General features: G+C 32.5%; 11 protein-coding genes and 1 pseudogene. 6 read left to right on the top strand and 6 right to left on the bottom strand.

What is annotated here, in order from left to right:
- Positions 1 to 54: 54 nt before the first annotated feature.
- Together ACZZZT_RS11110 and ACZZZT_RS11115 are read right to left on the bottom strand one after the other, a co-directional pair.
- The gene (locus ACZZZT_RS11110; RefSeq protein ID WP_042565045.1) at positions 55 to 552 is read right to left on the bottom strand and encodes a hypothetical protein; all 498 of its coding nucleotides are present in this window, start codon (positions 550 to 552) and stop codon (positions 55 to 57) included.
- Between the two features lie 157 nt (positions 553 to 709).
- Positions 710 to 1,534, bottom strand: a complete 825-nt coding sequence (locus ACZZZT_RS11115; protein ID WP_073395111.1) for a UDP-2,3-diacylglucosamine diphosphatase — start codon at positions 1,532 to 1,534, stop codon at positions 710 to 712.
- A 188-nt stretch (positions 1,535 to 1,722) separates the two neighbouring features.
- Between ACZZZT_RS11115 and aroC the strand changes: the two genes are divergently transcribed.
- The 5 genes from aroC (at position 1,723) to ACZZZT_RS11140 (ending at position 6,425) form a co-directional block, all read left to right on the top strand.
- Positions 1,723 to 2,781, top strand: a complete 1,059-nt coding sequence (aroC, locus tag ACZZZT_RS11120) for a chorismate synthase (RefSeq protein WP_302096858.1) — start codon at positions 1,723 to 1,725, stop codon at positions 2,779 to 2,781.
- A 116-nt stretch (positions 2,782 to 2,897) separates the two neighbouring features.
- Complete coding sequence (locus ACZZZT_RS11125) at positions 2,898 to 4,112, top strand: dicarboxylate/amino acid:cation symporter (RefSeq protein ID WP_463460403.1); 1,215 nt, start codon at positions 2,898 to 2,900, stop codon at positions 4,110 to 4,112.
- Between the two features lie 126 nt (positions 4,113 to 4,238).
- Positions 4,239 to 4,571, top strand: a complete 333-nt coding sequence (locus ACZZZT_RS11130; RefSeq protein WP_463460404.1) for a hypothetical protein — start codon at positions 4,239 to 4,241, stop codon at positions 4,569 to 4,571.
- On the top strand, positions 4,535 to 4,834 hold the full coding sequence (locus tag ACZZZT_RS11135; protein WP_463460405.1) for a hypothetical protein: 300 nt from the start codon (positions 4,535 to 4,537) through the stop codon (positions 4,832 to 4,834). Before ACZZZT_RS11130 ends, ACZZZT_RS11135 begins: the two co-directional genes overlap by 37 nt.
- 4 nt (positions 4,835 to 4,838) lie before the next feature.
- Complete coding sequence (locus ACZZZT_RS11140; RefSeq protein WP_463460406.1) at positions 4,839 to 6,425, top strand: response regulator; 1,587 nt, start codon at positions 4,839 to 4,841, stop codon at positions 6,423 to 6,425.
- A gap of 115 nt (positions 6,426 to 6,540) precedes the next feature.
- Here the strand turns inward: ACZZZT_RS11140 and ACZZZT_RS11145 are convergent, their stop codons facing one another.
- Complete coding sequence (locus tag ACZZZT_RS11145; RefSeq protein WP_042565040.1) at positions 6,541 to 7,791, bottom strand: DEAD/DEAH box helicase; 1,251 nt, start codon at positions 7,789 to 7,791, stop codon at positions 6,541 to 6,543.
- A 125-nt stretch (positions 7,792 to 7,916) separates the two neighbouring features.
- Positions 7,917 to 8,954, bottom strand: coding sequence for a formimidoylglutamase (locus tag ACZZZT_RS11150; RefSeq protein WP_042565039.1), 1,038 nt, complete (start codon positions 8,952 to 8,954; stop codon positions 7,917 to 7,919).
- 94 nt (positions 8,955 to 9,048) lie between these two features.
- Between ACZZZT_RS11150 and ACZZZT_RS11155 the strand changes: the two genes are divergently transcribed.
- Positions 9,049 to 9,927, top strand: a complete 879-nt coding sequence (locus tag ACZZZT_RS11155; protein WP_042565038.1) for a hypothetical protein — start codon at positions 9,049 to 9,051, stop codon at positions 9,925 to 9,927.
- Between the two features lie 582 nt (positions 9,928 to 10,509).
- On the opposite strand, the pseudogene hutI reads toward ACZZZT_RS11155, so the two are convergent.
- Both hutI and ACZZZT_RS11165 read right to left on the bottom strand, forming a co-directional pair.
- Positions 10,510 to 11,744 (bottom strand): annotated as a pseudogene (gene hutI / locus ACZZZT_RS11160) (imidazolonepropionase).
- 111 nt (positions 11,745 to 11,855) lie between these two features.
- Positions 11,856 to 12,905: a glutaminyl-peptide cyclotransferase gene (locus ACZZZT_RS11165; protein WP_463460407.1), complete on the bottom strand. Its 1,050-nt coding sequence runs from the start codon at positions 12,903 to 12,905 to the stop codon at positions 11,856 to 11,858.
- Positions 12,906 to 12,941 lie beyond the last annotated feature (36 nt).

Here is a 12,941-nt window from a genome sequence, read left to right on the forward strand (position 1 = left end):
TGTCGTTTTAAAGCGACAGGTTTCTTTTTTACAATTATTTTTTACTTTAATATTTTAGAATCTGAATTTAACTCCTAAGCCTACATCAAATCCAAAATTGTCATCATCATAATATCCAGAACCAATTTCAGGTCTTGCGTCTAATGATAATGTAATTGGCACTTCAGAAAATCTATATTCTATACCAATATCTCCAGCTGCAAAAACATAAGTTCCGCTATCATTATATCTTCCATTATCATAGTAATAATCATGATCCCAAGCGGCAACACCTCCACCGACACCTGCGTACCAGTTAAAACCTCCATCGATATTCCAAACCCATTGATAAAGTGCAACAGCCTTAATAGCATCTACATCGCTGCTGTTTCTCCAGCCTAAATCAAATTCAAGCCTGTTCTTTTGGTTTAATCCCAATTGATAAGATACTTCGCCTCCAAAACCGTTGTTGTCGCCCAGACGTAATCCCAGTGCATTTTTTGAAATTTCTTGTGATTGCGCCGTAAACGCTAAACCTAACAGCATAAAGGCAGATAAAATGATTTTTTTCATGATTGTTATTAATTTTTATTCAAACTTACAATTACTCTAAAAGTCAAAACGTATAAGATTCTATAAAATTGTTATATAATTTACATTTTGACTTATTTGTAAGTCTGTTTAAAAATCAATTTGCTCTTTAAGTCCGAAGCAATTTATTAATTGAGCGTTATTTTTGTTTTAGAATAGAGGTAATTAAATGGTTGCTCAGAATGTCTTCCATTTCAAAAAGATTTTCTTCTTCTGTGAAGTTAGTTTGAGAATACGAGAATAATTTCCAGCGTTTTTTGTGATATTCTAAAGCTGTTAAATTCTCGACCCAATCCCCTGAATTTAAATATAATGTAGAACCGTGTTTGTTTTCTTTTTTGATAATTTTAGGTTCATGAATATGTCCGCAAATTACATAATCGTAGTTTTTTTCTATAGCTAAATCAGTAGCTGTAGTTTCGAAATCAGAAATGAATTTAACTGCTTTTTTTACACTTGCTTTTATTTTTTTAGAAAATGAATAAGGTTCGCGGCCCAGTTTAGATAATATCCAATTGACAAAACGGTTCGTAAGAATTAGATAATCATAACCTAAACCACCCAATTTTGCGATCCATTTTGAATGTTGTACAGAAGCATCAAAAACGTCTCCGTGAAATATCCAGGCTTTTTTATCGTCTAATTCTAAAACTAATTTATCGACAAGAGCAAAATTACCCATATTCATATCTGTAAATTTTCTCAGAATTTCGTCGTGGTTTCCGGTAATGTAATACACTTTTGTGCCTTTGGAAGCCATTCCGATTACTTTCTGAATAACTCTTAAATGAGCTTTTGGAAAGTATGATTTTCTAAATTGCCAGGCATCAATTATGTCGCCATTTAAAACTAATGTTTTGGGTTTTATACTTGATAGATAGTTGTTTAGTTCTTTGGCGTGGCTACCGTAAGTTCCTAAATGAACATCTGATAGAATGACCAACTCGACATTTCTCTTTTTCAATTTTTCTTATTTTGAAGTTTAACAAATAAAAGAATCTAACACGAGATTTGTTTTATCAAAAGGTTACCAATTTGGCTACAATTTTAATAAATTGTGATTTTTAAACAACTTAACCTTTATTTAATAATACCAATTTTAAATTTTTTAATTTAATTCATAAAACTTACATTTGCTCAAAACAAATTACAATGGCAGGAAATAGCTACGGCACACTATATAAAGTAACCACATTTGGAGAATCACACGGAGAAGCTTTAGGCGGAATTATAGACGGTTGCCCGTCGGGAATACAACTTGACTTAGAAGCGATTGAAGTTGAAATGTCACGCAGAAAACCGGGACAATCTGCAATCGTAACCCAACGTAAAGAACCGGATGCGGTTCAGTTTTTATCAGGAATATTTGAAGGTAAAACTACGGGAACTCCAATAGGTTTTATTATTCCGAATACCAATCAAAAATCAGACGATTACTCTCATATAAAAGACAATTACAGACCAAGCCATGCAGACTATGTGTATGATCAAAAGTATGGTTTTCGTGATTATCGCGGTGGCGGAAGAAGTTCAGCCAGAGAAACAGCAAGCAGAGTAGTTGCAGGTGCAATTGCTAAGCAAATGTTACCGGAAATTAAAATTAATGCATACGTTTCTTCTGTTGGACCTATTCATTTAGATACACCTTATCAGGAATTGGATTTTTCTAAAATTGAAAGTAACCCTGTTCGTTGTCCTGACGAAAAATCGGCAGCGATTATGGAAGAATATATTCGTGATATTCGCAAACAGGGAGATACTGTTGGCGGAGTTGTTTCCTGCGTGATTCAAAATGTTCCGGTTGGTTTAGGCGAACCTGTTTTTGATAAACTTCATGCTGAATTAGGAAAAGCAATGCTTTCTATAAATGCCGTAAAAGGTTTTGAATACGGAAGCGGATTTTCTGGTTCTGAAATGAAAGGAAGCGAACACAATGATTTATACAATCCTGACGGAACTACAAAAACAAATCTTTCCGGAGGAATTCAGGGTGGAATAAGCAACGGAATGGATATTTATTTCAGAGTAGCTTTTAAACCCGTTGCTACTATCATGCAAACTCAGGATTCACTTGATAATAAAGGAAATATCACACCAATGACCGGTAAAGGCCGTCATGATCCGTGTGTTGTGCCTCGCGCAGTGCCTATTGTTGAAGCAATGGCAGCGATTGTTTTGGCTGATTTTTATTTAATCAACAAAACATATTAATAAAAATTAAGACAGTGAGGGTCTTAATGTTTTAATCTAAAAAACAATTTAATGCAAGTTACAGAAACCAAAAAAAATCATTTTTTTCAGGATTAACAGGTCAAATTATAGTTGCAATGATTCTTGGGGCTATTCTCGGAATTATATTGCACAATTCGATTTCACCTGAGGCAGCACAATCATTTAGTAGTAAAATAAAAATGTTAGCTACCATTTTTATCCGATTGGTACAAATGATCATTTCGCCTTTAGTATTTACTACTTTAGTAGTTGGTATTGCCAAACTGGGAGATATAAAAACAGTTGGAAGAGTTGGAGGAAAAGCATTAGCATGGTTTTTTACTGCTTCGTTTATATCATTACTAATTGGGTTATTTTATGTAAATGTATTAGAGCCGGGAGTTGGTATAAAATTAGAGCATATTGATATGGCTTCTGCTTCAGAAGTAACCGGTAAAACAAAAACGTTATCTTTTGATAATTTTGTAGAACATATTGTTCCTAAAAGTATTTTTGAAGCATTGGCAACAAATGAAATCTTGCAGATAGTAATATTTTCTATCTTTTTTGGATTAGCCGCTGCATCTTTAGGAAATACTGTAAAGCCGGTTATAAATGCTCTGGATAAAGTTTCGCATATTGTTTTAAAAATGGTAAATTATGTAATGAACTTTGCTCCAATAGGGGTTTTTGGTGCCATTGCAGGAGTTTTTGCAATTAGAGATACAGAAGAATTAGTGATTACGTACTTTAAATTTTTCGGATCATTTTTAATAGGTATAAGTACTTTATGGGCTGTTTTAATTGCTGTGGGGTATATTTTCCTAAAAGGAAGAATGACAGAACTATTAAAACGTATTGTTGGCCCGTTGGCAATTGCCTTTGGAACAACAAGCAGTGAAGCCGTTTTTCCTAAATTAACAGAAGAGTTAGAAAGTTTTGGTGTAAAAGACAGAATCGTATCTTTTATGTTACCGCTAGGATATTCGTTTAACCTGGATGGAAGTATGATGTACATGACTTTTGCCAGTATTTTTATCGCACAATTTTATGGTGTTCATTTAGATCTGGGAACTCAAATGGTAATGCTTTTAGTTTTAATGTTAACCAGTAAAGGTATTGCAGGTGTGCCAAGAGCAAGTTTGGTCGTAGTAGCGGCAACTTGTGGTATGTTTGATATTCCTATTGAAGGAATTGCATTAATATTGCCAATTGATCACTTTTGTGACATGTTTAGAAGTGCAACCAATGTTTTAGGAAATGCTTTGGCAACTTCAGTTGTGGGACAATGGGAGAACGATAAAGAATCTGATATTGTTTCTGAAAACTAAATTTTCTTCTTGAGAAAAACGTTATAGTTTTTTTAGAATATTTAAAATAAGAAAAAAGCTGTATTTTTATTTGAAATACAGCTTTTTTTATTTTTAAACGTATATTTGAATGAAACTAGCCTATTTATGCCCCAAATACGCATTTTTTTAACCCTACTTTTAATTCTGAATTGTGCTGACAATTTGGCGATTGCACAATCTGAAATTATTTCTGAAGACAAGATAAACAAACTTGTAAAACAGGCCTGGTTCGATTATAAAGATTCTAATTTCGAAAAATCCTTAATTACTTCCCGTGTAGCTTTAAATTATGCAACAGCTCTAAAAAACGACTACTTAATTGCTCGTTCGTATAAAATCATTGCAGGAAATTATAGCGAATTATCAGAGTTTGATAAAGCTATTTTTTCTACAACAAAAGTTTGTTTTACGCTAATAAAACCAATAACGATTCTATAAAATACAGTCTTTACAATAACTTAGGGAATATATATTGTTTTGAAAGAAAACAATTTGATAAAGGAATTCGGTATTATAAAAAATCAATTGCATATGGTTTAAAAATCAATGATTTGAATCAGGTATATTTTACAAACGTAAATATTGCCTGGGCTAATTTTGATTATGGTAATTTTAAAGAAGGATATCCGTATTTGAAATATATCGACGCTAATAAAAAAATACGGCGACGAATCTACAGATGTGGTTGTAAATATGCTTAACGGCATGTATTCCAGTTATAAGGAAGATAATGATACTGCAAATGCCTACTTTTTAAAAGCGATCGAAGCGGGTAAAAATAGTGTAGAAAAATCAGATTTGTCATATAGTCATTTAGAATATTCTAAGTTCTTAACCAAAATTGAAAAATACAAGGAAGCTTATGAAAATCTTTCTGCATTTAATAAAATTACCGAAGAATTATATAATGAAGAGAAATTAAAAAAGGCTTCTATTGCCGGATTTAATCTCGAATTGGACGAATACAAAAGACAGATTGATAAAATTGAAAACGAAAAAATATCACAATATCAGAGCCTGAAAAAATCGAGACTTATTGTTATTTTGTTTATCGTAATTTCGTTTATTCTCCTTTTACTGATTATTACGCTGATCAAAAATATCCGATACAAGAAAAAACACAATTTAGAGCTTTTACAAGCCAAAGAAATTGCCGAAGAAGCATCTTTACTTAAAACACAATTTATTTCTACTATAAGCCACGAATTGCGTACGCCTTTGTATGGAGTCGTGGGAATAACAAATATGCTGCTCGAAGAACATAAAGAATTATCAAACAGTCAGCATTTGAGTTCCTTAAAATTCTCTGCCAGATATTTATTATCGTTGGTAAATGATATTCTTCAAATTAATAAAATAGAAGAAAACAAAGTCGTTTTGGAGAACCTGACATTTAATATTTCTGATGAAATTGCAATGATCAAAAACTCACTTTCGTTTTTATCGCAAAAAAACAATAATAAAATTTCAGTCAGCATTGACCGGGACATTCCGGAGTATTTAATTGGAGATAAATTAAGATTGGCTCAAATACTGATGAATTTAGTTAGTAATGCCTTGAAATTTACTAAAGATGGTGAAGTTGAAATTATCGTAAACCTTAAAAAAACAGAAGGGAAATACCATTATTTAGAATTTCATATAAAAGATAATGGAGTAGGAATAGCCATTGCTGACCAAGGCAAGATTTTTGAAAAATTCGTTCAGGTTGGAAGAAAAGACGAAGATTATCAGGGAACAGGATTGGGTTTAAGTATTGTAAAAAGATTATTAGGACTTTTTGGAACAACGATACTTTTGCAAAGTGATATAGGTGAAGGGACTGCATTTTCGTTCACCATTCCTTTTGAATGTAATCCGGCAAAAACAAAGGATATTATTGATGAAATTCAGGTTGATTTAACTTCTGATGAAATATATAAAATTTTAATTGTCGAAGATAATCTTATCAATCAATTAGTGACCAGAAAAATTATTGAAAAAAATAATTATATATGCAAAGTGGTTGATGATGGTTTTGGGGCTTTGCAAATACTCGAAAACGAAGATTTTGATCTTATTTTGATGGATATAAACATGCCATTAATGAATGGATTTGAAACCACAAAAAGAATCCGCCAATCAGGAATAAAGACTCCTATTGTTGCCTTAACAGCTTTTGATAAAGATGAAATTACAGATGAAGCAATATCTTCGGGCATGAATGATATTATCATAAAACCTTTTGAGCCTGTAAAACTCTTTAAGATTATGAATTACTTAATCTATGAAACAAAAAACGTAGGATGTTAAAAACACGAATTTCACTAATTTACACAAATTCTAATAGTTAAGTTACTTTGTGAAATTAATTTCACAAAGTAATAATTAGTGTAAATTCGTGAAATTCGTGTTTGAATTTTATCTCCTAATACCAGCGCTTTTTATTTTGTTTGGATGCGTTTGACTTTCTCGATTTATGAGCGCCACCACTGCGGTTTGAGTTTTTAGGTTTCTCAGCAGTTGCTTCAGGACTTCCTGCGTGCCATTGATAAGGATGATCTGTAATTGTTTTTACATCAACTTTTATCAATTTCTGAATATCTTTCCAATAAGGATGTTCATCTTTACTGCAAAATGAAATTGCGATTCCGCCATTTCCTGCACGTCCCGTTCTACCAATTCGGTGTACGTAAGTTTCAGGAATATTCGGCAAATCAAAATTAATTACAAAAGGCAATTGATCAATATCAATTCCTCTTGCGGCGATATCTGTAGCAACAAGAACACCAACTTCTTTATTTTTAAAAGCATCCAAAACACGTTGTCTTGCATTTTGAGATTTATCGCCGTGAATTGCTTCTGCAGGGATATCTTTTTTGCGCAATGCTTTTACAACATTATCAGCTCCGTGTTTGGTTCTCGAAAAAACCAAAACATTCGATAAGTTTTCGTTTTTTATTAAATGATAAAGTAAATTTCTTTTCTCTGTTTTTTCAACAAAATACACACGCTGCTCTACATTTTCTGCAGTTGATGAAACAGGCGAAACTTCTACTTTTGCAGGATCCTGCAAAAACATTTCGGCCAATTCTCTAATTGCAATAGGCATTGTAGCCGAGAATAATAAAGTCTGACGATTTTTAGGCGTTAGTTTTACAATCTTTTTTACATCATTGATAAAACCCATATCAAGCATTTGATCGGCTTCATCCAAAACTAAAGTATGCAAATGATCAAGATCAAGAAAACCTTGTTTCTGTAAATCCAGTAATCTTCCCGGGGTTGCGACCAAAATATCAACACCTTTTTTCAAAGTATCAACTTGGGGATTTTGAGAAACTCCACCAAAAATGGTCAGTTGCGTCAGGTTGGTATATTTGGCATAAGTGTCAAAACTTTGCCCAATCTGAACCGCAAGTTCACGGGTTGGCGTAACTATAAGGGCACGAATTACCTTGGCTTTTTTTGATGAGCCTACAATTCGGTGTAATTGGTGTATGATTGGAATAGCAAATGCTGCTGTTTTTCCTGTTCCTGTTTGTGCACAGCCAATAAGGTCTCTTCCGGCCAAAACGATCGGAATAGATTGCTCCTGAATAGGTGTGGGGTTTAAATAGCCTTCTTCAAATACGGCTTTTTGTATACTTTTGGAAAGTGATAAATCTTCAAATAACATATCTTAGGTATTAAGAAATTTAGTTTTAAGTACTAAAAATCTGTGCAAAGATAGGTTTATTCAGCCAATGGTCTGTTTGAATTGGGGTTTATTTGGCAAATGATCTAATTTTCAGCTGGTATAAGTTAAATTTTTTCGTTGTTTGCTTTTATGAAATCAGTAATTAAATAACCAATTAATTTTCCAATAAGATGATTATTTGGCGATTGATCTAAGTCTGGCGCGCCTTCGCAAATGTGTAAATAGGCGGCATTTCTGTGCTGTCCGAAAAATGAAACAAACTGACGTAATTCTTCTATCGAAAACCCGCTGATTGTCATGGCGCTACTGGCAATATTCGGAATCGCGTCCAGATCTATCTCGATCCCAAATGAATCTGTTTTGATAAATTCTAAAGCCAAAGCCATTTCTCTGTCGAAATCTTTTTCTTTGCGAATATTTACACTATCATAAGTATTGTAGCGTACACGATCTTCTAATTTTTTAATTATATCGAGAACACTTTTTGAAGTATAATTTTCATGAAGTCCAAAAATGAAATATTTTTTCAGGAAACCTTCTTCATATGCATAAGAGAACCCATTTCCGCTATGACGGCCTTCAAGAATCCTGAAATCTGAATGTGCGTCAAAATTAATAGCATTTATTGGTTTTCCTTTTGCTAAAGCCGAACCTTTAATATTTCCGTAAGCATTATTGTGGCCTCCTCCAATTATAATTGGCGTTTTTCCGGCCTTTATTATAGTAAAGATAATATGAGAAACTTCTTTGTCAACTTTTTCAACAAGCTGACTTAATTTTGAGCGGTCATCAATATCATTAAAATCAAGATTTTCAACATCACGCATTTCTGCAGAAACATTAATTTGTCCTAAAACAATAATCTGGCTGCCTTTGGCAAAACGGTTATGCTGAATATTTGCAATGCTTTTTATGGCACTTTCCCATGCAGATGCCGTTCCGGGTCTTCCGTAATTAGCACGCACGCCAATGTCTTCAGGAATTCCTAAAAGTACATATTTAGCTTCGCTCTCTTTCAAAAAATTGACCTTATCAACTCCATTTGGAATGATAATCATCTTTTCTCCAAACTTAATTTCACCACTTCGATGGTTGGTTACTTTAGCTAAATCATTAATAGTAAATGGGATTAGTTTCTCCATAAAAAAATATTGTTCAAAAATAATATAATTGTAGTAACTTACGTTATAACGATATATTAATTATTAAATTTGTTTTTAAGAAAATTATTAAAATATGGAAAACCCAAACAAAAACAACTCAAGTCTAAAGGCGGTAATCGCTGTTTTAGCAGTACTACTAATTGGAAGTTTAGTGTATATTTTTAAATTATCATCTGATACAGATGTAGTTAAAACTGAACTTACCACAACTCTAACAGAGAAAGAATCTGTTATGAAAGATTTGCAGGAATTAAAAGCAACTTACGATGCTGCAATTGCAGAAAACACTTCAATGTCTGATGAATTAATTCAGGAAAGAGATAAAGTAGTAGCTTTGATGGATGATTTAAATAAATCTAAAGGAGATGTATCTAAATACAGAAATCAAGTTGTAGGCATGCAGGCTAAAATGAAAACTTTAGTTGCTGAAAACGATGAATTGAAAAAACAAAATGGTGTTTTAACAGTTCAGAGAGATAGTACTATTGTAGTTTTAGGAGAATCTAAAAAATTCAACGAAGTTTTAGTTGGTCAAAACGAAGAATTGGCTAAAACAGTTGAAAAAGGGTCTAAATTATCAATTTTGAATACAAAAACTGCAGCTTACAAATTGAAAAGCTCAGGAAAGCAAATTGAAACTGATAAAGCAAGCCGTGCTGACGTTTTAAAAGTAAGTTTTACTATTGCTGAAAATCAAATTGCAAAATCTGGAGATAAAACGTACTATATTCAGGTTATCGATGCTAAAAACAATGTTTTAGGAGATAAGAAAACAGAAAGTTTTGGAGACAATACTTTAACTTACAGCTTCAAGAAAACAATTCAGTACGAAAACAAAACTGTACAGGTTTCTGAAGATTTACCAGGTAAAGACTTCGAAAAAGGAACTTATTTTATCAATGTTTTTGATAATGACGAATTAGTTTCTAAAACTAGTTTTTCTTTAAGATAAGAATTATTTGAAATAAAAGTAAAAGGTCTGTGAAGAAATTCACAGACCTTTTTTATTAAATTAAAAATCACAATAATTTAATATCTATTTTCTTTTTCTGGTTTGCTGTTCTTCCAGCTTTTTTAAAATTTTCTCTTGTTTTTTTGCTTTTAAATCTGTCGACGGAGTTTTTAAATTATTAACCTTTGCCATGATCTTCTTGTTTTAATTATTGAAAAATAGTGTAAAGCCGATCCTATAATTTATTCGTAATAAAAAAACTTTATAGCGAGTAGCCATTATCCAATAAAGATTGAATAGCATATTTAAAAAAGTTTTATAGGATTTTATTAAGCACACTCGCTGTGCTTAACAATTCGGGAAGATTTTTAATTTATAAGAAGATAATAGAGAAATGTTCTTGTTCGAATACAAGCTTATTTTTGTACTTAAAACACTTTGTTTTAAACCAAATTTGCCTAAATCTATTATGTGAACTAACATTTCCATATTTAAAAAATCTGATTTGTAAATATAGACAATTCTTTCACTTAAAATATTTATTGTAAGATTTTTATGTATTTTTTAACTTATAAATTGTCTTTACAAAATTTTACCTTCCACAAAAACGCTTTCTATTAAATTACTGCCAAACGCATATGGAATCTGATAATAAGATGAAATAGGCTTAGTGAGGATAAGATTGGCTTTTTCCCTTTTGTAATACTTCCATGGGTTTCAGAAATTCCCATTGCGTATGCGCCATTTATTGTTGCTGCGTTAATTGCTTCTTCGGGAGTCATTTTCATTTTGATACAAGCGGTTGCCACCACAAAATTCATATTTCCCGATGGAGTAGAGCCAGGGTTGAAATCAGTTGCCAATGCAAGTGGTAAACCGGCCTTTATCATTTCGCGGGCAGGAGTGTACGGAATACTTAAAAAATAAGAACAGGACGGTAAAGCTACAGGCATCGTTTCCGTGTCTTTTAAGGCTTCAATGTCTTCCGGGTTCATAACTTCAAGATGATCGACAGAAAGTGCATTAAATTTAATTCCGGCCTGAATCCCGCCAATAGAATTAAATTGATTCACATGAATTTTTGGCTTTAAGCCGAATTGAATTCCGGCTTCCATTATTTTCTCTGTTTCTTCTACAGAAAAATAACCCGTTTCGCAAAATACATCGATATAATCTGCCAGTTTATTTTGAGCAATTTCCGGAAGCATTTTGGTTATAATTTCATCAATATAGCCTTGTTTGTTTTCTTTGTAATATAAAGGAAATGCATGAGCGCCCAAAAATGTTGCTTTTATTGAAATAGGATAATTTGCGGCCAGTTTTTTGATAACGCGAAGCATTTTTAACTCACCTTCAATAGTAAGTCCGTAACCGGATTTTATTTCAACCGCTCCGGTTCCTAAATGCATCACTTCTTCCAAACGAACTTTTGATTGCTCGTAAATTTCTTCTTCCGAAGTTTCGTTTAATTTTTTAGCAGAGTTTAAAATTCCGCCACCGCGATTGGCAATTTCTTCATAAGAGAATCCATTGATTCGGTCTACAAATTCCTGCTCGCGATTTCCTGCATACACAATATGCGTATGGCTGTCGCACCATGAAGGCAAAACGATTTTTCCGGTTGCATCAATAACTTCATCTGCATTGATTTCGGGAAGATTTTCCATCAAACCAAAATCTGCAATTAGATTATTTTCAATTACTAAATAAGCATTTTCTATAGTGGGAAGAACCGCCATTTCAGCACCCGAAATCTTAGAAACAGACGTTTCACGCACCTGAAGTAATTCTTTTATGTTGGTAATTAAAGTAATCATTATTAAGAAATTTAATTAGTGTAGTAATTATATAAAAACGCAAATTTCACAAATTAACACTAATCAATTCGTGAAAATTTGTGAAATTCGTGTTTGTCTCTATGTGTAATCCTATTCTGAAACTGTTATTTCGAACATTTTTTCCCAATATTTACCTGTTACAAAAATGGTTTTTGTTGCAGGATTATAAGCAATTCCGTTTAAAACTTCTGCTTCAGGATGTTTGATAAATTTACGTAAACCAGACATGTCCAGAATTCCTTCAACAGCTCCCGAAGTTGGATTTACAACCGCAATCGCATCTTTTTGCCAAACATTTGCATAGAATTTTCCATCGATTAATTCTAGTTCATTCAAAACTTTAATTTTTGAAGTTCCGGAATATACATTAATGTAGTCAATCATTTTTTGGGTTTCAGGATCCATTTTCCAGATTTTCTCTGTTCCGTCAGAGCGATAAATGTATTTATCATCGTGTGTCATTCCCCAACCTTCAATTTCTTTATCGTATTTAAACGTTTTTTCCAGTTTAAGCGTTTTTGCATCGTATATAAAACCAGTTTTTTCCTGCCATGTCAATTGATACAATTTTCCGTTGATAAAAGTAATTCCTTCACCAAAATATTCTTTTGGAAGATCAACTTGCTGAATCACCTTTCCGGTTTTGTAATCAACAGATCTAAAATATGAATCTGCTTTTTGACCTGTACTTTCAAATAAAACACCGTCGTGAAATTCTAAACCTTCTGTAAAAGCTTTTGTATCGTGCGGATACGTATTTACGATTTTATATTTCAATAATTTTGGTTCAACATTCGAAACCAATTCGATTCTTTTTGTAGCATCAGATGAATCTCCACCAAAATAAACGGTAGCTTTTAGATATTGATATCCTAATTTTTGATCTTTTAATTCAAATTTAAATTTTTCATTTCCTTTTTTGCTACCCACTTTTTTGTCATTAACAAAGTAGGCGATACTATCAATTTCTTTCGAATTGGGGTTTAAAATTCCAATAGAAACTGATTCCTGAGACGAAAAATGAGCAGGAAAAGCGGAATCATCGATGTTAAATAAAGAATTTTCACCTTTTTTTGTATCTCCACATCCAATTAATGTGATTCCTAATAAAATGAAAGTTAGGAAGTTATATTTTTTCATAGTTAAAAATTTGAATAAGCCAATATACGACGATAT

This window comes from Flavobacterium sp. AC274 (assembly GCF_979258275.1).

Excerpts from the sequence above, each read along its gene's own strand:
- aroC (WP_302096858.1), top strand. The coding sequence starts at position 1,723 with ATGGCAGGAAATAGCTACGGCACACTATATAAAGTAACCACATTTGGA.
- ACZZZT_RS11110 (WP_042565045.1), bottom strand. The coding sequence starts at position 552 with ATGAAAAAAATCATTTTATCTGCCTTTATGCTGTTAGGTTTAGCGTTT.
- ACZZZT_RS11150 (WP_042565039.1), bottom strand. The coding sequence starts at position 8,954 with ATGGAGAAACTAATCCCATTTACTATTAATGATTTAGCTAAAGTAACC.
- ACZZZT_RS11130 (WP_463460404.1), top strand. The coding sequence starts at position 4,239 with ATGCCCCAAATACGCATTTTTTTAACCCTACTTTTAATTCTGAATTGT.
- ACZZZT_RS11165 (WP_463460407.1), bottom strand. The coding sequence starts at position 12,905 with ATGAAAAAATATAACTTCCTAACTTTCATTTTATTAGGAATCACATTA.
- ACZZZT_RS11155 (WP_042565038.1), top strand. The coding sequence starts at position 9,049 with ATGGAAAACCCAAACAAAAACAACTCAAGTCTAAAGGCGGTAATCGCT.
- ACZZZT_RS11140 (WP_463460406.1), top strand. The coding sequence starts at position 4,839 with ATGTATTCCAGTTATAAGGAAGATAATGATACTGCAAATGCCTACTTT.
- ACZZZT_RS11145 (WP_042565040.1), bottom strand. The coding sequence starts at position 7,791 with ATGTTATTTGAAGATTTATCACTTTCCAAAAGTATACAAAAAGCCGTA.
- ACZZZT_RS11125 (WP_463460403.1), top strand. The coding sequence starts at position 2,898 with ATGATTCTTGGGGCTATTCTCGGAATTATATTGCACAATTCGATTTCA.